The sequence below is a fragment of the Pseudomonas sp. NPDC090201 genome, assembly GCF_044746825.1.
In the GTDB taxonomy this organism is placed as follows: Bacteria; Pseudomonadota; Gammaproteobacteria; order Pseudomonadales; family Pseudomonadaceae; genus Aquipseudomonas; species Aquipseudomonas putida_AD.
Map to the genome: position 1 here is coordinate 436,203 of NZ_JBIVCX010000003.1, position 22,672 is coordinate 458,874.

Below are 22,672 nucleotides of genomic sequence, written 5' to 3' on the forward strand. Positions count from 1 at the left end.
GAAGACGGTGGGTCATTCACCATTGATGCGTCAGGTCCGACGCCTTCGCGGGCAAGCCCGCTCCCACAGGTTTGTCCTGCAATCCTTGAGGGATGCGCGTGTCAAGGCGCATCGGCCCATAACCGTCGCGCCAGGCCCTTGAGCATCAACGACTCCTGCCAGCGGTCGCTGATGTCCCGGCCGAAGCGGTCGGTGATCCCATAGGGCGGCGGGCCGAGTTCGCAGGTAAACGACAGGCTTGCGCTCGCGCCGGCACGCTCGCGCCAATCGTCGATCCCATAGCGCCACCAGCGGCTGAACAGCTCGACCCAAGGCCTGTGTTGCTCGAAGCTGATCGGTACCTGGACTTGTTCGCAACTGGCCACGCGCCCGTGAAAGCCTGAACTGCGCTGCAGGATGGTTTTGATCTGCTGCTGATCCTGTGCGTCGGGTTGCAGCGGGATTTCCCGCCCCACCACGTAATGCGACAAGTCCGCCAGCAGCTTCAATTCCGGCAACTCCCTGAGCAGATCAAGAGTGAACGGCAAGTCGTTGGTGATGCGGTAGCGATGGGTTTCCAGCAGCACCGGAAAATCCACCTGTTCGGCCAGCCGCAGCCAGCCATCGACCAGCGTGATCGCTTCACTCAAGTTGCGCGGCCGCAGGTCTGCCTGGATCGTCAGGTGATGGCAACCGTACTGGCTGGCGATGTCCAGCGCCGGCTGCAAATCGTCCACAGTCTTGGGAAACAACTGGCCCTCGATCTGCAATCCCAGTTCATTGGCCAATTCGGCAAGGTGCCGTGCGGCGGCGGGCTCGTAGAAGTGATCGGTGATCCCGTCAAAACCTGCCTCGGCGATGCGCGTCAACTGTGCTTCCAGCGGGCCTGGCAAAACGCCCTGCTCGTTCTGCATCGCCCACATCGATTGAAACACCACAAACTCCTGTTGCTTGATGTCAGGCATGGGCACCTCGCAGCAGTCCTTTAAGTGACACGTTCACGTCCGCCAGTTGCGTGACCGGCAGCATCACCTGGCTTTCGATCAGCCGTTCGCAGAGCTTGATGTCCTTGGCCACGCTGTTGCCGCGCCCCCAGCCGCTGGCACCCACCAGTTGCCCCTGGGCGTTGAGGTACAGCAGAACGAACCCGCCATCATTCCCTTCCCGCGCGATCACCTGTGCACCCGCTTCAAGCGCGCCGACGGTCTGCAGAGCGAACTCGTAATGATCGGACCAGAAGCCCGCCACCCCGCTGATCCGTTCTTGCTGCCCCAGCATGTTCAGTGCCGCCAGCCGCCCCTGAGTCTCGGCGTTGCGCCAGGTTTCCTGGCGCTGAAGCAGGCCCTCGCCATCGGGAAACTCACAGACGTCCCCCGCGGCAAAGACGCCCGGGGCGCTGGTCTGCAGGAACCGGTCGACCCGGATGCCGCTGCCCGTTTCCAGCCCCGCATCTTTCGCCAGTTGCAGATTGGGCTGCATGCCAATCCCCACCAGTAACACATCACAGGGCAGGCACTCGCCACTTGCCAGTTGCACCGCTGTCAGCGCCTCTTCGCCCTGCATGCTCTCGATGCGGGCACCTAGATGCACCACCACGCCCCGTTCGCGGTGCAGGTCGAGCAAGGTCTGCGACAGGCGTTCAGGCAGGGCTCGTGCGGCCAGCCGTGGCCCGGCTTCCAGCACAGTCACCGCACAACCCAGTTCGCGGGCGGTCGCGGCCACTTCAAGCCCGATGAAACCTCCGCCGACCACCAGCAAGCGAGTCCCGGGCGTGAGGCGTGCTCGCAGCCCCACAGCCTCATCCACCGTGCGCAGATAATGCACGTTGCTAAGCCTGCGGGCGCCCAGATCCAGGCTGCGAGACTGCCCGCCCATGGCCAACAGCAGCTTGCCGTACTCAAGCTGCTGGCCGTTATCAAGCGTCAGCCGTTGTTCCCGCACATCGATACCGGTCACCCGCACCCCGCTCAGATGCTCGATGCCGGAGGCGATGAAACCGGCTTCGCTGAACAGGCTGCACGCCTCAAGGGACGACTCCCCCTTGAGCAGCGCCTTGGACAGCGGCGGCCTTTCATAAGGCAGGTGCACCTCGTCGCCGATCAGGATAATGCGCCCGGCAAAACCGGCCTCGCGCAGTGTCAGCGCGGCGCGCCCGCCGGCATGGCCTGCGCCGACAATGACCATCGCATTTAGGCTCATGACTGCTGTTCCAAAGTACCGAGGAGCACCCTGCCCGCCTCGACCTTGACCGGATAGGTCTTGAGGTTGATGCACGCCGGGGCGTTCAGCGCCTTGCCGTTGCGGTAGTCGAAACGGCCGTTGTGCTTGGGGCATTCGATGACGAAGTCCATCACCAGGCCATCGGCCAGATGGATTTTCTCGTGGGTGCACAGGCCGTCGGTGGCGAAGAACTCGCTGCCGGCCGAGCGGTACACCGCGTAGGTTTTTTGCTGATGATCGAAACGGATGACGTCTTCTTCATCGATATCGTCGACGTGACACACCTCTACCCACTGATTGCTCATGGCAGTGCTCTCTTGTTGTTCGAAGGGCGAAGGGGTTTCAGCTGAAGGCCGATTCCTGCGGGGAGGATGCGGTTTCCGGCGTCACTTCGCGCACAGGCCTGCGAATATAAAAACCCGGATCCTTGCGCTGTTTGAGCAGCGTCGGAATGATCTCCCGGTAGGCGTCGATGATGCTGTTATAAGGCGGCGGGCAATCGGCTTTTATTTCCTCGTGAAGTTTGGCCAGCGCGTGATATGGCACCATCGGAAACATGTGATGTTCCAGGTGATAGTTCATGTCCGAATAAAAGAAGCGGAACACCGGGTTCATATAAATCGTGCGGCAGTTCTTGCGGTGGTCCAGTTCATCTTCGGCCAGGCCCACGTGCTGGGTCAGGCCGAAGGCGTAACTGAGCCAGCCGCCATACATCGTTGGCAGCAATACATACATCAGCGGCAGCCAGGAGTTGAAGTACAGCGCCGCGCCAATCACCAACCCATGCAAGGCCAGCCAGATGCGTGCGGTGCGGTAGACCTTGGGAAACTCCGATTCCGGGACGAACACTTTCTCCTCTTCACTCATCTGCCCCGAAGCATGGACGAACAGCGATTTGAACGCGTTATAGACATGGGGCAACGACAGGAACTTGAGGGCAATCAAGTTCAAGCGCGGCGGACGTGGCTCGACGATTTCCGGATCCCGGCCGACGATGATGGTGTCGGTGTGATGGCGAGCGTGGCTCCAGCGCCAGACTTGTGGCTCGTACATGACCATGAAGCACGCCAGTTGATAGACCGCATCGTTCATCCAGCGAGTCTTGAAGGCGGTGCCGTGGCCCGTCTCGTGCCAGCGCGAGTTGGCGGCGGTGCCGTACAGCAGGCCATAGACCAGGAAAAACGGCACACAGGCGGCGCTGCCCCAGAAGAGGTAACCGCCGATACCGGTGACCAGCATGGCGCCGAGCCACAGGGCGGTATCACGCAGGGCGCGGCCATCGCTGCGCTGCATGAGTTCTTTCATGCGCTTGCGCGGCACCGGGCATTGATACCAGACCGCCGACACCAGCCCGGCCTCCTCGGCCTTGCGCGCCTGTTCACCGGTCAGGCTGTAGTCTTTCGGGCGATCCGGATCGTAGGGTATTTGGGACATTGTTATTGTTCTCCAGATAATTGAAACCGCGTCGTTCACGCACTTCGCTGATTCAAAAATATAGAGAGCAAGGGCTCTGCAACAAGCGCTTGAAAGTATTCTCTCTCAAGCTATCATCCAGCTCAGTTTTTCCTTGATAGTTTTCTATCATGCACTGTTTTTTCAGCGGCATGCCGTATAAAAATGAGCCCCTATGAATAATAAGAAACGCCCGACGATCGCCACCGTTGCCCAGTACGCCAACTTGAGTGTCGCGACCGTGGACCGGGTGCTCAATGCCAGGGCGCCGGTCAATCCGGAAACGGCGGAAAAAGTTCATGAAGCCGCCGAAGCGGTGGGTTATTTCGCGGCGCGGCTGATCTCGCAACGCATCAACGAAAGGAAGCAGGCCTATCACTTCGGTTTTCTTCTGCTCGGCACTTCCCAGACGTTCTACAAGACCTTGGGCGATGCCATCCTCGACCAGGCACGGGAGGCGCGCACGGCGAATATCGTCTGCCATCTGGAGCTGATTCACGACCGCTCGCCGCAGTCCATTGCCGCGCAGATTCGCCAGTTGGCCGAGCAATGCGATTGCCTGGCGCTGGTCAGTTTCGAGCACCCGGTGATTCTGCAGGCCATCGAAGAGGTGCGGCTCAACGGCGTGCCGGTGGTGTCGCTGCTGACCGAGTTGCCCACCGTGCATCCTGGCGCTTATGTCGGCACCGACAACCATGAAGTCGGCCGCACGGCTGCCTGGCTGATCGCCCATGGCTCACATCCAGCGGGTGGTTGCGTGGCGGTGATGCTCGGCGGACACCGTTTTCTGGGGCACGAGCAACGTGAAGCCGGGGTGCGCAGTTTCTTCGAGGAGAAGGCCCCGCAGTTTCGCGTGCTGGCGCCGATCATCACCCTGGATAACGGCGCGATCACCGAGGAAGCCACGCTGGAACTGCTGGCGCGACACCCGGACCTGCGCGGTATCTATGTGGCCGGCGGCGGCGTCGAAGGGGTCATCAGTGCGCTGGCGGCAACCCCCGAACGCCCGCGGCTGTGCGTGATTTTGCAAGAGCCCACAATGGAATCCCGCCAGGCCATGCGCAAAGGCCTGGTGACGCTGGTGATCGACTCCCAGCCGCGGCTGATCGCCAAGGAATTGATCGAGGTGATGGTGCAGTTGCCGCGAGTCAAGGAAATCGACCCGCAACGGCACCGGGTGCTGGTGCCGTTGCAGATCGTGACGCCTGAGAATATTTGAATAATTTTCGCCGGACTCACCCCATAATCGATGCCCAACTACTGACCGTAGCAGTCCGGCTTGCCGGCGTTCTGGTGCGCAGCGCCAGCAAATCCCGTGAGCGCGGGCTGCCTGACACTACCGAGTCGCCTGATTTTAATGGCGCTGCGCACCAGAACGCCGGCAAGCCGGACTGCTACGGTATTGGGTGGTCGAGAGATCGTGCAGCGCGCCACATCACGCCAACCGCTTCACCCGCATCGCCTCCACCGCCTCGGCAAACCGGTCAACCGGCCAGCCCTCGTCCAACGCTTGCGCCATCAACTGCTGCCCGGTCTGCGGGGCCATGCCGTGCAGCGGTGGGTCAGTGTCCAGGTTGGTTGGAAACGAGTACCCATCAGCGCTCATGGCAATCACCGCTGACACCTCGACCGCGTCCATTTCACCCTGCTCCATCCGCTTGAGCAGCCACGGATAGAGCGCCAACATCATCCGTTCACGGTTGACCGTTTCCATGGGTTTTCCGAATGCCGCCGAAATCTGCAGCAGGTTGGCCATACGGTACTGGTCCGGCGTGCGGTTAGTGCCCGCTGCATGGAACAGTGCCGGGTTGAAGAACAACAGATCACCCTTGTTCAACGGCAACTGGATCGCATGCCCGGCGAAGTAATCGATGAAACGCTGATCGCGCCACGCCAGATACCCAAGCTCATAGAGCTGGGAAAACGGCAGCAACAGAGTAGGACCGGTTTCCAGCGGCATGTCGGTATGAGCCACGGCGCCCTGCAAGGTCAGGTTCTGTGACAGCCGATGCAAAGGCAGCGGGTAGCGCGCAACCACCTCGTCGGTCTGAAAGCCCAGGTGATAATCGCGATGGGGCTGCTGGGCCTGCCCGCCCGGCGTCACCACGTTGACCTGTGCCGTGGTCTGGAAACACGGCCCCAGCCACGCCTCGGCGATCAGCCCCAACAACGGGTTGGCGTAGTACTCGATGAACGATTCCGGCGAATGCTCGGCGGCCTTCTGCAAGGCATTCCAGATACGCTGGTTGGCCCCGGCCTTGGCGAAGTGGTCAGCACGCACCACCTTCGCCGCCTCCTGGGCGATGATCTGGCGAAACACCTCGCTGTGCCGGTCGATCACCCCGTGGTCGGTGTAGGCGCCACGCACCACCAGCACGCCGGGGCCATCGCTGAGCAGTCGATGCAGTTCGCCCATTAGCGCCTGGAGGTTGCTGTGCATGGCGTTGCGCATGGTGTCGGCCGCGTAGATCACCACGCGGCTGGCCACTTCCTGTGCGAAAGGGTAGTCGGCCAGATCAACCTCTTGCTCGCACACCTGGGCAAAGGCGTCGGGATCCAGGTCATCGACGCGGCCGAACAGGCTCACAGGCCACCCAGGCCGTCGAGGGTCAGCGGCGCATCTGGTCGTGGGGTCGAGCCGTCGCCGCAGCCCATGATGCCCTGCTCCATGTCGATCACGGCGCCGGTGGTCATGCCCGACTGGTCCGACAGCAGGTAGGCCACGCTATTGGCCACTTCCTGCGGCTTGAGCAAACGGCCGAACGGCGCCTGGGCTTCGGCGCGCGCCAGCCAGCCGTCGTCGGCGCCGTGGTACTGGCGCTGGATCTGGTCTTCGTGGGGCGTATCCATCCAGCCGATGTTCAAGCCGTTGACGCGAATGCGGTTACGCAAGGTGCTGAACGCGACGTTCTTGGTCAGCACCGCCAGCGCGCCTTTGGAGGCGGCATACGCCGAGAGGAACGACTGTCCGCCGTGACCGCTGACACTGAGGATGCTGACGATGGAGCCTTCGACCTTGTTGGCGATCATCAGCTTGATGCATTCCTGCATCAGGAAAAACGGCGCCTTGACGTTGACCGCGAAGATGCGGTCGAACAGCTCAGGCGAGGTATCGATGATGCTGCCGCGGTCCGACATCCCCGCGCAGTTGACCAGGCCGTGGACCGTGCCGAACCGGGTTTTGGCCTCGGCCACCACGCGGCGGCAGTCATCGACGTTCTCCATGTCGGCCTCGACGAAAAACGCCTGGCAGTCCAGTTCGGCCAGTTGCCGCACCTGTTCTTCGCCCTTGTCGCGGCTGCGCCCGCAGATCACCAGGCCCGCTGCGCCCCGTTGTGCCAGGGTGCGCGCGACGGCGGCGCCCAGGCCTTGAGTACTGCCAGTGACAACGAAATAGCGGCCGCTGAATGAAGTGGAAAGGTCCAGTCCTGACATGCTCGGTTCTCCTGCTGTTGTTGTTTTGATAGCGGATGACACAGTGACAATAGAATTTAAATTCCATCTGTACAACGATTGGAACTGAGGCTAGCATTGCCCTCACCTCACAGAGACCCGAATCAACCTCAACAAGACCTCAAAACAGGCTCAAGGGGATTCCATGCTCGACCGCGCCAGACGCTTTTCCATCAAGCAGATCGCTGCCCAGGCCGGGGTCAGCAAGGCGACCGTCGACCGTGTGCTGCACGAGCGCGGAAGCGTCCATTACCAGACCAACCGGCGTATCCAGCAGGCTCTGGAAGAACTCGAAGCCCAGGAAAAATCAGGCCCTGCGGTCGGTCGCACTTTCCACATCGACATCATCCTGCACGTGCCCAAGCGCTTCAGCGACGCGGTGCAGGACGCCATACATGCGCAACTGGGGAGCCTGGCGCCCTTCCGCATCTTCCCGCGCTTTCACCTGTATCAGGAAATCGACACGCAACAGATGCACGACCTGATCCTGCGCTGCGTGAGCAAGGGCAGCCAGGGCCTGATCCTCAAGGCCGCCGATGAGCCGCAGATCAACGAAGCGGTGAACCGGGTCACCCAGGCCGGCATTCCGGTGGTGACCCTGGTGTCGGACCTGCCGCAAAGCGAGCGCATCGGCTACATCGGCATGGACAACCGCACGGCCGGCCAGACCGCCGCCTACCTGATGTCACGCTGGCTGGACAGCGCCGTGCAGGACGTCGGGGTGATGATCAGCAGCGAGCTGTTTCGCGGCGAGGAAGAACGCGAGATGGGCTTTCGCACCTGGCTGCGCAGCCGCGCGCCACATCTGCGGGTGGTCGACATCACCGGCGGTTTTGGCGTGCACCAACCCACCTTCGAGCGCGTGACCCAGGCGCTCAAGGACAACCCCTCGATCAAGGCCATCTACAGCGTCGGCGGCGGTAATCGCGCCATTGTCGATGCCTTCTCTGCGCTTGGGCGGCCGCTGGCGGTGTTCATCGGCCACGACCTGGATCAGGAAAACCGCCAGTTGCTGGCCGAGGAAAAGATTGCCGCGATCATCGACCACAACCTGCAGGTCGATGCCCGCAACGCCTTCACCCAGATCCTGCAGTTTCACAGGCTGTGCAAGGCCGATCCGATTCAGTCTTCGGCGGTGCAGATCGTCACGCCGTTCAACCTGGCGCACTGAGTTCGACCGCTTCAACCGATCCACTCCCAAAACAACAATCTCTGGAGATCCACCCATGCTACGCATCGCAGTCCTCGGCGCAGGCCGTATCGCCAACATCCACGCCGCCAACGTCGCGGCCAATCCCGATGTGCAACTGTCGGTGATCGCCGACCCATGGCGCGAAGGCGTCGACAAGCTGGCCGCAAGACTCGGTTGCGCTGCCGCCTATGACTGCGCCCAGGCCATTGCCCGCGACGACGTCGATGCCATCGTCATCGGCACCCCGACGGACACCCACATCGACCTGATGCTGCGTGCGGTAGAACTGGGCAAACCGGTGCTGTGCGAAAAACCCATCGACCTGGATTTCGCCAAGGCGGCCAAGGCCGTGGAAGAAATCGAGCGCCGGGGCGGCAAGGTCATGCTGGGCTTCAACCGCCGCTTCGACCCCGACACCCTGAAGATGCGCAAGGCCATCGCCGACGGCAGCATCGGCGAGGTGCGCCAGGTGGTGATTACCAGCCGCGATCCGGGCCTGGCACCGGTGGAATACCTCAAGCACTCGGGCGGGATTTTCCGCGACATGACCATCCACGACTTCGACACCGCGCGCACGTTGTTGGGCGAAGAGCCGGTGGAAGTCATGGCCATTGCCAGCCGCCTGGTGGACCCGGCCCTGGCGCAGATCGACGATTACGACAGCGTGATGGTCTTGCTGCGCACCGCTTCCGGCAAGCAATGCCACATCAACTGCTGCCGTGAGGCCGTGTATGGCTATGACCAGCGCCTTGAGGTCTTCGGTTCCAAGGGCATGGTCCTCAACGACAACCACCGCGCCACCAGCGTGCGCACCTACAGCGCCAACCAGACCGAAGTGCTGGAACCGCTGATGAACTTCTTCCTGGAGCGTTATGCTGATTCATATCGCAACGAGTTGAACCAGTTCATCGATGCCGTGAAGGCTGGCGACCCGCTGCCAACCAACGCACGGGACGGCCTCAAGGCGCTGCATCTGGCCAATTGCGCGCTGGAATCGATCAAGACCGGGCGTGCGGTGAAGGTGGAGCTGTAAGGCGTTATGGGTCCCGTAGCAGTCCGGCCGGGCGGCGTTCCGCTTGCCGGCGTCGGCGCCCTCGAAATCGCCCCGCCGGCAAGCCGTGCTGCTACGGGGGCTGTGTTGGCTGGAGGATATGGGATCGGCATCTCGGTCCGTAGCAGCACGGCTTGCCGGCGGGGGCGTCCGAAAGATCGCTGACGCCGGCAAGCCGGACTGCTACGGGTTGGGTATGGACTATTTGAAATCCCGGCTGCGTACATCCAGGCCGGTCAACAATGGCGTGAGGTCGAACAGCCGTTGGGCGATGATGTGGCGTACGCCTTTCTGGTATTCGAACTTGCCGAACACCTGCATCAACTGCGACCCCACCAACACCTTGCGCTGACGCTCGGCCAGATCACGCCAGACCACCACGTTGATCACCCCGTGTTCGTCTTCCAGGGTGACGAAGGTCACGCCGCTGGCGGTTCCGGGCCGTTGCCTGCCCACCACCAGCCCGGCAACGCTGAACAAACGCCCATGCTCCTCGTGCAACAGGTCCTTGGAGCTGCGAAAGCGCTTGGCCGCCATCGTCCGGCGCAGCAGACTCAGGGGGTGCGGGCCCAGGGTCGTGCCGAGCATGTCGTAGTCCGCCTTGAGATCCTGAGCCACGCTGGGCAGCGGCAAGGGCACCTGTGCTTCGCTATCGAAGCAATCATCGCCAAACAGCGGCCGCTGCACCTCGACCCCGGCAATCTCCCAGCGCGCCCGATGCCGATGCCCGACCAACCCGCGCAGCGCCCCTGAATCCGCCAGTGACGCCCGGGCACGGTTGTCCAGATCGGCTCGTACGCACAGGTCAGTGACATCCTTGAAAGCCCGCACTCCCCTAGCCTCTTCAATGCGCCGCGCATCCTCTTCACGAAAACCGCGAATCATCCGTAGCCCCATGCGAATCGCCAGATTCTGCGAGTATTCCCGGCCTTCCACCGGCTCAAGCGAGCAATCCCAGTCGCTGTAGCGCACATCCACCGGGTGCACGTCGATGTGGTGGCGCCGTGCATCCTGCAGCAGTTGGTCCGGGCTGTAGAAACCCATGGGCCAACTGTTGATCAAGGCGCAGGTGAAGGCTGCAGGTTCATGGCACTTGAGCCAGCAACTGGCATAGGTGAGCAATGCGAAACTGGCGGCATGGGACTCGGGAAAACCATAGCTGCCAAAGCCCTTGATCTGCTCGAAGATCCGCGTGATGAAGGTCTCTTCATAGCCATTGGCGCGCATGCGCGTGGCCAGGCGTTCGCGATGGGGTTCCAGCCCGCCGTGGCGTTTCCACGCGGCCATGGAGCGGCGCAGCTGATCGGCCTCACCCGGCGTGTAGTCTGCCGCGATGATGGCCACTTCCATCACCTGTTCCTGAAACAGCGGCACCCCCAAGGTGCGCTCGAATACCTCCTTGAGCTTTGGCGGGTAGGTCACCGGCTCTTCCTTGTTTCGCCGGCGCAAGTACGGGTGCACCATGTCACCCTGGATCGGCCCGGGGCGCACGATGGCCACTTCGATCACCAGATCGTAGAAGGTCTGGGGCCGCAGCCGCGGCAGCATCGACATCTGCGCCCGGGACTCGATCTGGAACACGCCCACGGTGTCGGCACGGCTGATCATGTCGTAGGTCGGTGGGTCTTCGCTGGGGATGCTGGCGATGGTCAGGTCATACCCGCGATAACGGGTCACCAGATCGAATGTGCGGCGCAAGGCACTGAGCATGCCGAGGGCCAGGATATCGACCTTGAGCAGCCCGACCAGGTCCAGGTCGTCCTTGTCCCACTGGATGATGGTGCGCTCGGCCATGGCAGCGTTCTCCACCGGCACCAGGGTTTGCAGCGGGTGTTCGGAGATCACGAAGCCGCCGGGGTGCTGCGACAGGTGCCGTGGGAAACCGATCAGTTCGCCCGCCAGGGTCAGGACCCGGCGCAGCACCGGGCTGTCGGGCTCGAACCCGGATTCGCGCAGGCGCTCGGCGGGTGGCAGGTTGTCGGTCCAGCGCCCGCAGCAATCGGCCAGGGCGTTGATCTGGTCAGGCGGCAGGCCGACCACCCGCGCCACGTCACGAATCGCCCCGGCGCCGTGATAGGTACTGGCGACAGCAGTCAGCGCCGCCCTGCCCCGGCCATAACGGCGGAAGATGTATTGCAGCACTTCCTCGCGGCGTTCGTGCTCGAAGTCGACGTCGATGTCCGGCGGCTCGTTGCGCTCTTCGGAGATGAAGCGGGCGAACAGCATCCGCCCTTTGCCCGAAGCCGGATTGAGTTCGGTGATGCCCAGCGCGAAACACACCGTCGAGTTGGCGGCCGAGCCCCGCCCCTGGCACAGGATGGCCTGCTGGCGGGCGAAACGGACGATGTCATGCACGGTCAGGAAATAACTTTCGTATTTCTTCCTGGCGATGATGGCCAGTTCATGCTCGATGTTGTTACGGGCGATCTCGGGCACGCCGTCAGGCCAACGGTTGCGCGCGCCTTCTTCGGTCAGATGACGCAGCCAACTGCTGGGCGTGTGCTGTTCAGGCACCAGCTCGTGGGGGTATTCGTAGCGCAACTGATCGAGGCTGAAAGTGCAGCGCCGGGCGATGACCAGGGTCTGGTCCAGCAATTCGGCGGGATACAACTGGGCCAGCACGCTCGGCGCCCGCAGATGCCGCTCGCCATTGGCAAACAGCCGGTGCCCTGCCTCGGCGACGGTGGTGTGGTGGCGGATGGCAGTCATGGTGTCCTGCAAGGCACGCCGACCACGGGCGTGCATGTGCACGTCACCACTGGCCACGGCGGGAATGCCCTGGGCCCGCGCCAGGGCCAGCAGCAGCGACAGGCGCTTGCGGTCATCCGGCCCGCAGTGCAACTGCACGCTCAGCCACAGGTTGTCGGTGAAGGCTTTGCGCAGCCAGCGGCCCTGCTCTGCAATTACATCGGCATTGAGTTCAAGGTCCGGCACCCACAAAGCCAGCAGCCCATCGAGGGGTACATTGAAGTCTTCATGCAACAGGCGGTATTCGCCCTTCTTGCTGCGCCGTCGGCCCTGGGTGATCAAGCCGCACAGCGCCTGATAGCCGGCAAGGTTTTCAACCAGCAGTACCACTTTCGGGCCGTTCTCGATGGACATTTCACTGCCGATAATCAGCGGCAGTTCGCTCTCCTTCGCCGCCTGCCAGGCCCGCACGATGCCGGCCAGGGTGCATTCATCGGTGATGGCCAGCGCCTGATAGCCGTGGCGTTTCGCCCGCTCGAACAGCTCCGCAGCACTGGAGGCCCCACGCTGAAAGCTGAAATTGGACAGGCAATGCAACTCGGCGTAGTCGGCCATCATGCAAACCAGCCGTGAAGCAACAGGCCGCTGTCGTCATTCACGTTGCGATAGGCCCAGCCGCGCTGGCCGCTGCGGGTTTCGACAAGGAAATAGTCGCGGCGCACGTCGGCGCCGTCCCACCAGCCTGACTCGATGCGCTCGGGCCCGGCCAGCACTCGCACCGACGAATCGGCCAGCGGCTCGGGCTCGCGCAGCAGCCAGCCGGGGCGCGGCACTCGAAGCGTCGCCAGCACCGGTTTGCTTTTTTGCGCTGTGCTCGGCAGCCAGGCGCACTCGGGGCGGTGATCGGCATGAAAGCCCAGCCCGCTGACCGCGTCGTCTCCAAGGCGCGCCCGCAGGCGTTCGCGCAATTGCTCCCAGGGCATGCTCTGTTGCGGGCGGTCATCGAACAGCTCACGGTGGGACGGCACGAACGCTGGTAAATCCCTGGCCAGCAGGCGCAGGGCGCGTACGGGGGACGGCACCTGCACCTGTTCCAGCCGCCCGCGAGCCAGTTCGAAAAGCATGTTGGCCTCACGCTCGGCACTGAGCAGGCCGACGGGAATCAGCGTATCAGGCGCCACACTGCCGACGCTGGGCACGTGCTCCAGATGAATGACGAAACGTTGCACGCCGCTGTCGCGCCCGCCCAGGAACAGCGCCAGGTCGGCGATCATGCGTTTCAAGGGGAACAGCAGCGCCTGATGGGATTCGACATCGAAGTTCAGCTCGATCCGCGTCTCGAAATGATCCGGCGGTACGTAACAGTCCAGTGCCACCGGCCTTCGCCCAAGCAGGGTGTCCAGATGCTCGAGCACGGTTTTGGGAAAGCGTCTTGCCAGGGTGTCGCGGGGCAAGGCCAGCACCTGATGCAGGCGATGCAGGCCCATGCGGATCAGCGCGGTTGCGGCCTCTTCCGGCAGGCCGATGCGATTGACCGGCATCTGTTCCAGCATCGGACCCAGGCGCTCGTTGCAGGTGACAGCCAGACCGTCATGGGCGTTGGTCAGCATGCGCGCCGCCACGGGGTTTGGCGCCACTACGATGCGGTGGCTGAAGCCCATGGCCGTCAATTCCTGACGTAACCGCGCTTCGAACACCGGCCAGGGACCGAACAGGCCCAGGCTGGATTCAACTTCCATCAGCAGCACCCGAGGGTATTTCAGGCTGACCTGGGAGCTGAAGCGGTATGCCCAGGCTGCCAGCAATCGCTGCCAGCGCTCGGTCTCGGCCGGATCGTATTCGACGGTGTCGAAGTCGCGGGTCATGGCGTGGGCGGCCGTCAGGGACTGGCCGGGACGCAGGCCCAGTTCCCGGGCAGCGCTGTTGACGGTTTGCAGCACCCGGCGTTGGGTCGGGCCGCTGAGCAATACCAGCGGCCGCTCAGGCTCGGCGCGACGACGCATCACGCCGTCCAGCGCCAGTTGTGGCAGCAGGACACAGGCCCAGAGCATGCAGACCTCAGGCGTCCAGGTTGAACGGAATGGGTGATGAAGGTGCCAGCCCGCCCCGGCACTTGAGCACCCGCAACTGGCTGGGGCGAACATCTATGGCCAGGCGCAAGGCTGCAGGCGACGGATTGGCGGCCGCCTGTTGCCCGCGACAGGCAAAGGCCAGGGTCTCGCCGGTTTCGGCGGCGACCTGCAAGCGACGCAGCGCCCGGTCATCGACCTTGCCCGGCCAGCACAGTACCGCGCCGCAACTGCCCGAACGCAGGCACTGTTCGACCGCCCACAGGGCATCGCGCTCATTGGCGTCGATCACCGACAGTTGCCGCAGATCGATCCCCGCCGCCTGCCAGGCCTGGGCATAAGGCACGTGGGGCGGCGCCACCAGCACGATGCGTTCGCCGCTGTCGGCCAGCCGTGCCAGAGTCGGCCAGAGCAGCCGCAGCTCGCCGCTGCCATGGGCCGGAATCAGGATCTCCGTCAGGGCGGCCGGTGGCCAGCCGCCGATGGGCAATGCGGCATCGAGCAAGGCGTGGCCGGTGGGTTGCACGCCGACCGGCTGGGCCTGCGGGCGGCCTTTCCAGATCCGGCGCTCATCCAGCAGCGCATCGAGGCTGACAACCGCGCCCATCACTCGCGCCTCACCAGGCCACAGAACACGCCTTCGATGGCGAAGTCCTGATCCGGGCGCACCAAGATGGGCTCATAGGCCGGGTTGCGCGGCAGCAGGCGGAACTCGTCCTGGCCGCGCTCAAGGCGCTTGATGGTCACTTCGCCATCGAGCCGGGCGACGACGATCTCGCCGTCACGGGCGTCTGGCTGCTGCAGGATGCCGACCAGATCGCCGTCGAAGATGCCGTCATCGATCATCGAGTCGCCCTTGACCCGCAGCAGGTAGTCGGGAATGCGCAGGAAGGTGCGGCTGTCGAGGGTGAAGGTGTCGTGAATGTCGATGTCCGGGCCGATCGGTGCACCAGCGGCCACGCGACCCAATACCGGTATTTCCAGCATCTCGGCGCGCTTGCGGTGCTCGACCAGGCGAATGCCCCGCGCCTGGTGGGCGGTGACTTCAATGTAACCGGCCTCGGTGAGCGCCACGATGTGTTTGCGCGCCACGCTGCGCGAAGCGAATCCGAAAGCTTCGGAGATTTCCGCAAGGCTGGGCGGCTGGCCATTCTGGGCGATGCGATCCCGGATGAAGGTCAGGATGGCAGCGCGTCGGGGAGATAAATTCGTCATGGAGTACATTTGTACTCTTTTCGGTTACTTCTGGCTAGACCCTCTCGTCGACCCACCCTGTAGGAGCGCGCTTGCCCGCGACCGGCCGCGTGTCAGCGTGACATATGGGTCGGACACACCGCCGTCGCGGGCAAGCGCGCTCCTACAGAGCAGGGTGTTCATCCTTTTTCGACACAAGTTCTAACAAACCACTTGCACGATTAGTCTTATGGTATACCATCAGACCAAATACAAACCCACCCAACCCTGAACAAGAACGGGAGCCACTCATGAGTTTCGAAATTCGCAAAATCGTCAGCTACCTCGAAGAAACCCTGATCGAAGGCGGCAAAGCCACCGACACGCCGGTGACCATGGTGGGCCTGGCCGTGGTGATGAAGAACCCATGGCTGGGGCGCGGTTTCGTGGAAGACCTCAAGCCTGAAATCCGCGCCAACTGCTCGGATCTGGGCGCGATGATGGTCGAGCGTCTGACCGGCCTGATCGGCGGCGCGGACAAGATCCAGGCCTACGGCAAAGCTGCCGTGGTCGGTGCCGAGGGCGAGATTGAGCACGCTTCGGCCGTGATCCACACCCTGCGCTTCGGCAACCACTACCGCGAAGCCGTGAAAGCCAAGAGCTACCTGAGCTTCACCAACAAGCGCGGCGGCCCGGGCACTTCGATCCAGATCCCGATGATGCACAAGGACGACGAAGGCCTGCGCTCGCACTACATCACCCTGGAAATGCAGATCGAGGATTCGCCGCGCGCCGACGAGATCATCGTGGTCCTGGGCGCTGCCAACGGCGGTCGTCTGCACCCGCGCATCGGCAACCGCTACATCGACCTGGAAGAGCTGGCGGCTGAGAAAGCGCAGTAAACATCAGCCTCCTCCAATACTAATAAGCAAGGCCTGGGAGCTCTTTCATGATTCAGCCCACCGCTGAACGCACCCCGGCCGGCACCAGTTATCTGGCGACCGGCCAAGGCCACCCCGTCGTGCTGATTCACGGGGTCGGCCTGAACAAGGAGATGTGGGGAGGACAGATGGTCGGTCTGGCCCCCCAGTATCGAGTCATCGCCTATGACATGCTCGGCCATGGCGCCAGCCCGCGCCCGGACCCCGAGACCGGCCTTGCCGGTTACGCCGGGCAACTGCATGAACTGCTGGAACACCTGGGCCTGCCCAGCGCCACGGTCATCGGTTTTTCCATGGGCGGCCTGGTCGCGCGGGCCTTCGCCCTGCACTACCCGCAGCAGCTTTCGGGGATGGTCATCCTCAACAGCGTGTTCAACCGCAGCCCCGAGCAGCGTGCAGGCGTCATTGCCCGCACCAGCCAGGCCGCCGAACACGGTCCTGATGCCAACGCGGCCGAAGCCCTGTCGCGCTGGTTCAGCAGCGAATATCAGGCGGCCAACCCGGCGCAGATCGCGGCGATCCGCCAAGTGCTCGCCAGCAACGATCCGCAGGGCTACCTGACCACCTACAAGCTGTTCGCCACCCAAGACATGTACCGCGCCGACGACCTGGGCAGCATCCAGGCACCGACGCTGGTCGCCACCGGCGAGCTGGACCCCGGCTCCACGCCCGACATGGCTCGCCAACTGGCCTTGCGCATTCATGGCGCCAAGGTGCAGATACTTGCCGAGCAGCGGCATATGATGCCGGTTGAATCGCCGCGCCTGGTCAATCAGATGCTGCTCGATTTCCTCAAGCAGGCAGACGCGCAAAACACTTCGGTAAAGGGGATCGTTGCATGAGCCTTACCCGTTTTCAGATGTGCATCGGCGGCGAATGGGCCGATGCGCTGTCCGGCAAGACTTTCGAAAGCCTCAACCCGGCGCTGGCCCAGCCCTGGGCCGAATTGCCTGACGCCGATGAAGCCGACGTCGAGCGCGCGGTACAGGCCGCTCAGGCCGCCTTCGAGAACCCGGCCTGGCGCAAGCTCAGCGCCACCGCGCGCGGCAAACTGCTGCGCCGCCTGGGTGATCTGATCGCCGAGAACAAGGAACAACTGGCGCAGCTGGAAAGCCGCGACAACGGCAAGCTGATCCGCGAAACCCGTGGCCAGGTCAGCTACCTGCCCGAGTTTTTCCATTACACCGCAGGCCTTGCCGACAAGCTCGAAGGCGGCACCCTGCCGCTGGACAAGCCCGACCTGTTTGCCTACACCGTGCACGAGCCGATCGGCGTGGTGGCCGGGATCATTCCCTGGAACAGCCCGCTGTACCTGACCGCGATCAAACTGGCCCCGGCTTTGGCTGCGGGCAATACCATCGTGCTCAAGCCGTCCGAACACGCTTCGGCCACTATTCTGGAGCTGGCGCGTCTGGCCCTTGAGGCGGGAATTCCGCCCGGCGTGGTCAACGTGGTAACCGGCTACGGCCCAAGCACCGGCGCAGCCCTCACCCGCCACCCGCTGGTGCGCAAGATTGCCTTCACCGGCGGCGCCGCCACGGCCCGTCATGTGGTGCGCAGCAGTGCCGAGAACTTCGCCAGGCTGTCGCTGGAACTGGGCGGTAAATCACCGAATATCATTTTCGCCGACGCCGATCTGGACAGCGCGATCAACGGCGCTGTCGCCGGGATCTACGCAGCCTCCGGCCAGAGTTGCGTGTCGGGCTCGCGGCTGCTGGTGCAGGACGAGATCTACGACGAATTCGTCGAGCGCCTGGTCGCCCGCGCCCAACGCATTCGCATCGGCAACCCGCAGGACGAAACCAGCGAAATGGGCCCGATGGCGACCGCCCAGCAACTGGCGGTGGTCGAAGGTCTGGTGGCCGATGCACTGGCCGAAGGCGCTCGTCTGCGCACCGGCGGCAAGCGTGCGCAAACCGGCAGCGATGGCTGGTTCTATGAGCCGACGCTGTTCGAATGCGACCACAATTCGATGAAGATCATGCAGGAAGAAGTCTTCGGGCCGGTCGCCTCGGTGATCCGCTTCAAGGACGAAGCCGAGGCACTGGCCATCGCCAACGACTCGCAGTTTGGCCTCGCCGCCGGCATCTGGACCCGCGATCTGGGCCGCGCCCACCGCCTGGCCCGTGACGTGCGCTCCGGCATCATCTGGGTCAACACCTACCGCGCCGTGTCGGCCATGGCGCCGATCGGCGGTTTCAAGAACAGCGGCTACGGTCGCGAGAGCGGTATCGATTCGGTACTGGCCTACACCGAGCTCAAGACGGTGTGGATCAACCTCTCGCAAGAACCGATGCCCGATCCTTTCGTGATGCGTTAAGAGGCTGCCCACATGATCGAACCTGGCATATACAAAGACGTCATGGGCTCCTTCCCTTCCGGGGTCACGGTGGTCACCACCCTGGACCCGCAAGGCGGTATCGTCGGCATCACTGCCAGCGCGTTCAGCGCGCTGTCGATCGAGCCGGCCCTGGTGCTGTTCTGCCCCAACTACGCATCCGACACGTACCCGGTGCTGCGTGACAGCAAGCAATTCGCGATTCACCTGTTGTCGGCGGACCAGAAGGCCGAGGCCTACGCATTCGCCGGCAAGGGCAAGGACAAGGCCAAAGGCATCGACTGGCACCTGAGCGAGCTGGGCAACCCGCTGCTGAGCAACTCGTCGAAGATCCGCGCCACCGCGATCATCGAATGCGTGCTGTGGCGCGAATACGACGGCGGCGATCACGCGATCATCGTCGGCGAGGTGAAGAACCTGATCCTGCCTGAAGACCCTGTCACGCCGATGGTCTACCACCGCGGCAAACTCGGGCCGTTGCCAGCCTTGGGCTGAAACAGGCGAAAAAAGAGGTGAAACAGGGCCCATCGGTGTCGATGGGCCTGCTGGTTGGCGTCGCCTGGCGTGGTAAACTGCGCGACGTTTTGGTCGTGTGGGTTTGTTCGAAAAGTCGGCGAGCGAAGGCTAGGCAAGGCAAAAACACGCGAGGAAGCGGAGTTTACGAGTTGTAAATGAGCATTCCGAGCGTGTTTTTAACGCCGCATAGCCGAGCGCAGCCACTTTTCGTACAAAGCCTGGCCCCTAATCACCCAAGGCTGTCGCGACCTTACCGCAGACAGCCTTTAAAGAGCGGACTACATGAAACGCCTGCCACTCGACGACACATTCAAGGTCAACCGCAACCCCGTTACCCTGCGGGAAATCGTGCTGGACAAACTGCGCAGCGCGATCATGAATTTCCAGCTGTTGCCCGGTGACCGTCTGGTCGAACGCGACCTGTGCGACCGCCTCGGCGTCAGCCGCACCTCCGTACGCGAAGCCCTGCGCCATCTGGAATCCGAAGGCTTGGTGGAATTCGCCGACGCCAAAGGCCCGCGCGTGGCCATCATCACACTGGAAGACGCCTGCGACATCTACGAGCTGCGCTGCGTGCTCGAAGGCATGATCGTGCAATTGTTCACCCTGCGCGCCAAGGCCAAGGACATCCGCGCCCTGGAAAAAGCCCTCAACGAGAACAGCGAAGCGCTGAAAGAAGGCGACCTGCAGCAGGTGCTCGATTCGGTTCAGGGCTTCTATGACGTGCTGCTCGAAGGCTCGGGCAACCACGTCGCTGCCACCCAGTTGCGCCAGTTGCAAGCCCGCATCAGCTACCTGCGGGCGACCTCGGTGTCCCAGGAAAACCGTCGCGGCGCGAGCAACCGGGAAATGGAAAAGATGGTCGAGGCCATCAAGAGCGGCGACCCGCTGGCCGCACACCAGGCGTCGGTTGACCACGTGCGCAGCGCCGCGAAAGTCGCGCTCGACTACCTCAAATCCAAACAGGACGATGGCACCAAGGTGCGCGACATCGTCGAACCCGTGGTTCTGAAGGAACCGCGCATAGGACACTGACATGCCCGCCCCGCGCTTTTGTCCGCAATGTGGCAGCGCCGACCTCGTGCAGCGCGTTCCCGAGGGAGACACCCACGAGCGGCTGATGTGCGGGGGCTGCCAGTACATCCATTACGTCAATCCGAAGATCATCGCCGGCTGCATCATCGAGCGCGAAGGCAAGTACCTCTTGTGCCAGCGCGCCATCCCGCCACGCCCCGGCACCTGGACGCTCCCGGCAGGGTTCATGGAGGCTGGCGAAACCACCGAGCAGGCAGCGCTGCGGGAAGTCTGGGAAGAGAGCGGCGTACGCGCAGAAATCGTCTCGCCCTATTCCATCTTCAGCGTGCCGCAGATCAGCGAGGTGTACATCGTCTTCCGCGCCATCGCTCTGGAAGTCACCGACCAGTTCGGCCCGGAAACCATGGCCTGCCGCTTCTTCGCCCCCGAAGACATCCCTTGGGACAGCATCTACTACCCCGCCATCCGCCAGATCCTGGAACGCTACATCGCCGAGCGCCAGGCCGGGGTGTACGGCATCTACGTGGGCAACGACGACAGCGGCAAGGTGCATTTCATTCGTTGATACCCATCACCGACCCACACCCAAACCCGTAGCAGCACGGCTTGCCGGCGGGGCGATCTTGAGGCCGCCCCGCCGGCAAGCCGTGCTGCTACGGGATTTGTGTAGGCTGGACGATCCGCGACCGACACCTCTCGCGTAGGAGCGCGCTTGCTCTGGGCCGCATTCGGACGATGGCGATCTTGAAATCGCCATCGCCGGCAAGCCATGCCACGTCAGGCGTTCAACCTTCGAACGCCTCGACAATCACGATCTCGGCATGGGCCGCGCCCTGGCGGTGGCTCATGGCTTCCTGGTACTCGGGCGAGTGGTAGCACGCCAGTGCCTGCTCGTAGGAATCGAACTCGATCACCACCGTGCGCTGCGGGGTCTTGCGGCCTTCCAGGGCTTCGGCGCGGCCGCCCCGGGCGAGGAACCTGCCGCCGTATTTCTTGAACGCAGCCGGGCCGCGCTGGGTGTATTCGGTGTACTGCGTCGGGTCATTGATGTCGACGTGGGCGATCCAGTAAGCCTTCATTGCGCTCTCGCTCTTTTGGTCAATGCTGTGGTTTCAAAAAAGGTGAATCTGTGAAATATTCTGTCTTATGGTATACCACGATTTGCCTGTGTAATCCCTCATTCCATAAAAAGAGATCCCGAGTATGGCGTTCGACCGCATCGAAGACATCATCGAAGACTACCGCCAGGGCAAGATGGTCCTGCTGGTGGATGATGAAGACCGGGAAAACGAAGGCGACCTGCTGCTCGCCGCCGACCGTTGCACCCCGCAGGCCATCAGCTTCATGGCCAACGAGGCCCGCGGGCTGATCTGCCTGACCCTGACCGACGAGCACTGCCAGCGCCTGGGCCTTGAGCAGATGGTGCCGAGCAACGGCAGCGTATTCTCCACTGCCTTTACCGTGTCCATCGAAGCCGCCACCGGCGTGACCACGGGGATTTCCGCCGCCGACCGCGCCCGCACCGTACAGGCCGCCGTCGCAGCCAATGCCTGCGCCGACGACGTAGTGCAACCGGGCCACATCTTTCCGCTGCGTGCCCGCGAAGGCGGCGTCCTGACCCGCGCAGGCCATACCGAAGCCGGCTGTGACCTGGCGCGGCTGGCCGGTTTCACCCCGGCCTCGGTGATCGTCGAAGTGATGAACGACGACGGCACCATGGCCCGCCGCCCGGACCTTGAGCGCTTCGCCGCGAAACACGGCATCCGCATCGGCACCATCGCCGACCTGATCCACTACCGCCTCAGCACCGAGCACACCATCGTGCGCATCGGCGAGCGCGAGCTGCCCACGGTGCACGGAACCTTCCGCCTCATCAGCTTCGAGGACCGCATCGAAGGCGGCGTGCACATGGCGATGGTCATGGGCGATATACGCCGTGAGGAGCCTACGCTGGTGCGGGTGCACGTGGTCGATCCGCTGCGCGACCTAGTGGGCGCCGAGTACAACGGCCCGGCGAACTGGACGCTGTGGGCTGCGCTGCAGCGGGTCGCGCAGGAAGGTCGCGGCGTGGTCGTGGTGCTGGCCAACCACGAATCGTCCCAGGCGCTGCTGGAGCGTATCCCGCAGTTGACCAAGCCACCGCGCCAGTACACCCGCTCGCAGTCACGCATCTACTCGGAGGTCGGCACCGGCGCGCAGATCCTCCAGGACATCGGCGTCGGCAAACTGCGCCACCTTGGGCCGCCGCTCAAGTACGCGGGCTTGACCGGCTACGATCTGGAAGTGGTTGAAAGCATTCCATTTACAGGCTGATGGCGGCGCACTGGCGCACTGAATCAGCTCATGAGCAGTGCGCCACTTGCCCCGGCACCTCCCTTTCCGTTCGTCACAGAAGCACAAAAAATCAAGGCATCAGAGACGGCAAAGTGCTTGCAGAAAGTTTGGAATACCATAATATGACATCCCGTAGGCCGAAGATTGTATCGTCAGGTGTGGCTGCCAAAACCAGTTCATTCCACCCCACCCGACAGGCCCCGTTTTAAAGGTCCGCAGCTTGCCAAGGCT

The 22,672-nt window shown here is 63.1% G+C and carries 21 protein-coding genes; 10 read left to right on the top strand and 11 right to left on the bottom strand.

The window, feature by feature from the left end:
* Positions 1-101 precede the first annotated feature (101 nt).
* The 4 genes from ACIPOO_RS12110 to ACIPOO_RS12125 are packed head-to-tail and all read right to left on the bottom strand — an operon-like array spanning position 102 to position 3,633.
* Positions 102-944, bottom strand: a complete 843-nt coding sequence (locus ACIPOO_RS12110) for a sugar phosphate isomerase/epimerase family protein (protein ID WP_400607051.1) — start codon at positions 942-944, stop codon at positions 102-104.
* The gene (locus ACIPOO_RS12115) at positions 937-2,178 is read right to left on the bottom strand and encodes an NAD(P)/FAD-dependent oxidoreductase (protein ID WP_400607053.1); all 1,242 of its coding nucleotides are present in this window, start codon (positions 2,176-2,178) and stop codon (positions 937-939) included. Before ACIPOO_RS12115 ends, ACIPOO_RS12110 begins: the two co-directional genes overlap by 8 nt.
* Entirely contained in the window at positions 2,175-2,504 is a 330-nt protein-coding gene (locus ACIPOO_RS12120) for a MocE family 2Fe-2S type ferredoxin (RefSeq protein ID WP_400607055.1), read from the bottom strand. The genes ACIPOO_RS12115 and ACIPOO_RS12120 overlap by 4 nt, the downstream gene beginning before the upstream one ends.
* A gap of 37 nt (positions 2,505-2,541) precedes the next feature.
* Entirely contained in the window at positions 2,542-3,633 is a 1,092-nt protein-coding gene (locus ACIPOO_RS12125) for a fatty acid desaturase family protein (protein ID WP_400607057.1), read from the bottom strand.
* Between the two features lie 193 nt (positions 3,634-3,826).
* Here ACIPOO_RS12125 and ACIPOO_RS12130 point away from each other — a divergent pair, with 193 nt between their 5' ends.
* Entirely contained in the window at positions 3,827-4,870 is a 1,044-nt protein-coding gene (locus ACIPOO_RS12130; protein ID WP_400607059.1) for a LacI family DNA-binding transcriptional regulator, read from the top strand.
* Between the two features lie 216 nt (positions 4,871-5,086).
* Here the strand turns inward: ACIPOO_RS12130 and ACIPOO_RS12135 are convergent, their stop codons facing one another.
* Both ACIPOO_RS12135 and ACIPOO_RS12140 read right to left on the bottom strand, forming a co-directional pair.
* Positions 5,087-6,238 (bottom strand): phytanoyl-CoA dioxygenase family protein, encoded by a 1,152-nt coding sequence (locus ACIPOO_RS12135; protein ID WP_400607061.1) that lies wholly within the window; start codon positions 6,236-6,238, stop codon positions 5,087-5,089.
* Positions 6,235-7,086: an SDR family oxidoreductase gene (locus tag ACIPOO_RS12140; RefSeq protein ID WP_400607063.1), complete on the bottom strand. Its 852-nt coding sequence runs from the start codon at positions 7,084-7,086 to the stop codon at positions 6,235-6,237. The genes ACIPOO_RS12135 and ACIPOO_RS12140 overlap by 4 nt, the downstream gene beginning before the upstream one ends.
* A 163-nt stretch (positions 7,087-7,249) precedes the next feature.
* Here ACIPOO_RS12140 and ACIPOO_RS12145 point away from each other — a divergent pair, with 163 nt between their 5' ends.
* Positions 7,250-8,275: a LacI family DNA-binding transcriptional regulator gene (locus tag ACIPOO_RS12145; protein ID WP_400607065.1), complete on the top strand. Its 1,026-nt coding sequence runs from the start codon at positions 7,250-7,252 to the stop codon at positions 8,273-8,275.
* A 55-nt stretch (positions 8,276-8,330) separates the two neighbouring features.
* Positions 8,331-9,329, top strand: coding sequence for an inositol 2-dehydrogenase (iolG, locus tag ACIPOO_RS12150; RefSeq protein ID WP_400607067.1), 999 nt, complete (start codon positions 8,331-8,333; stop codon positions 9,327-9,329).
* Positions 9,330-9,548: 219 nt separating this feature from the next.
* Here iolG and ACIPOO_RS12155 read toward each other — a convergent pair whose 3' ends face one another.
* Genes ACIPOO_RS12155 through lexA form a run of 4 tightly spaced genes read right to left on the bottom strand, consistent with a single transcriptional unit; the run spans position 9,549 to position 15,328 of the window.
* Positions 9,549-12,653 (bottom strand): error-prone DNA polymerase, encoded by a 3,105-nt coding sequence (locus ACIPOO_RS12155; protein WP_400607069.1) that lies wholly within the window; start codon positions 12,651-12,653, stop codon positions 9,549-9,551.
* The gene (locus tag ACIPOO_RS12160; RefSeq protein WP_400607071.1) at positions 12,650-14,086 is read right to left on the bottom strand and encodes a Y-family DNA polymerase; all 1,437 of its coding nucleotides are present in this window, start codon (positions 14,084-14,086) and stop codon (positions 12,650-12,652) included. Before ACIPOO_RS12160 ends, ACIPOO_RS12155 begins: the two co-directional genes overlap by 4 nt.
* Before the next feature lie 7 nt (positions 14,087-14,093).
* On the bottom strand, positions 14,094-14,711 hold the full coding sequence (gene imuA, locus ACIPOO_RS12165; RefSeq protein WP_400607073.1) for a translesion DNA synthesis-associated protein ImuA: 618 nt from the start codon (positions 14,709-14,711) through the stop codon (positions 14,094-14,096).
* Entirely contained in the window at positions 14,711-15,328 is a 618-nt protein-coding gene (lexA, locus tag ACIPOO_RS12170; RefSeq protein WP_400607076.1) for a transcriptional repressor LexA, read from the bottom strand. Before lexA ends, imuA begins: the two co-directional genes overlap by 1 nt.
* 260 nt (positions 15,329-15,588) lie before the next feature.
* On the opposite strand from lexA, the gene ACIPOO_RS12175 reads away from it, so the two are divergent.
* The 6 genes from ACIPOO_RS12175 to ACIPOO_RS12200 all read left to right on the top strand — a co-directional run bounded on the left by ACIPOO_RS12175 (position 15,589) and on the right by ACIPOO_RS12200 (position 20,672).
* Positions 15,589-16,179 carry an amino acid synthesis family protein gene (locus tag ACIPOO_RS12175; protein ID WP_400607078.1) on the top strand — a complete coding sequence of 197 codons (591 nt, stop codon included), beginning with the start codon at positions 15,589-15,591 and terminating at the stop codon, positions 16,177-16,179.
* A gap of 47 nt (positions 16,180-16,226) precedes the next feature.
* The gene (locus ACIPOO_RS12180; protein WP_274134705.1) at positions 16,227-17,060 is read left to right on the top strand and encodes an alpha/beta fold hydrolase; all 834 of its coding nucleotides are present in this window, start codon (positions 16,227-16,229) and stop codon (positions 17,058-17,060) included.
* Positions 17,057-18,538, top strand: coding sequence for an aldehyde dehydrogenase (locus ACIPOO_RS12185; protein ID WP_400607081.1), 1,482 nt, complete (start codon positions 17,057-17,059; stop codon positions 18,536-18,538). Before ACIPOO_RS12180 ends, ACIPOO_RS12185 begins: the two co-directional genes overlap by 4 nt.
* Before the next feature lie 12 nt (positions 18,539-18,550).
* Positions 18,551-19,051 (top strand): flavin reductase family protein, encoded by a 501-nt coding sequence (locus ACIPOO_RS12190; RefSeq protein WP_400607083.1) that lies wholly within the window; start codon positions 18,551-18,553, stop codon positions 19,049-19,051.
* A gap of 303 nt (positions 19,052-19,354) precedes the next feature.
* Positions 19,355-20,107 (top strand): GntR family transcriptional regulator, encoded by a 753-nt coding sequence (locus tag ACIPOO_RS12195; protein WP_274134711.1) that lies wholly within the window; start codon positions 19,355-19,357, stop codon positions 20,105-20,107.
* Between the two features lies 1 nt (position 20,108).
* On the top strand, positions 20,109-20,672 hold the full coding sequence (locus ACIPOO_RS12200) for an NUDIX hydrolase (RefSeq protein ID WP_400607086.1): 564 nt from the start codon (positions 20,109-20,111) through the stop codon (positions 20,670-20,672).
* 220 nt (positions 20,673-20,892) lie between these two features.
* On the opposite strand, the gene ACIPOO_RS12205 is transcribed toward ACIPOO_RS12200, so the two are convergent.
* Positions 20,893-21,186, bottom strand: a complete 294-nt coding sequence (locus tag ACIPOO_RS12205; protein WP_400607089.1) for a DUF1330 domain-containing protein — start codon at positions 21,184-21,186, stop codon at positions 20,893-20,895.
* A 124-nt stretch (positions 21,187-21,310) separates the two neighbouring features.
* On the opposite strand from ACIPOO_RS12205, the gene ribBA reads away from it, so the two are divergent.
* Positions 21,311-22,420, top strand: coding sequence for a bifunctional 3,4-dihydroxy-2-butanone-4-phosphate synthase/GTP cyclohydrolase II (ribBA, locus tag ACIPOO_RS12210; RefSeq protein ID WP_400607091.1), 1,110 nt, complete (start codon positions 21,311-21,313; stop codon positions 22,418-22,420).
* Positions 22,421-22,672 lie beyond the last annotated feature (252 nt).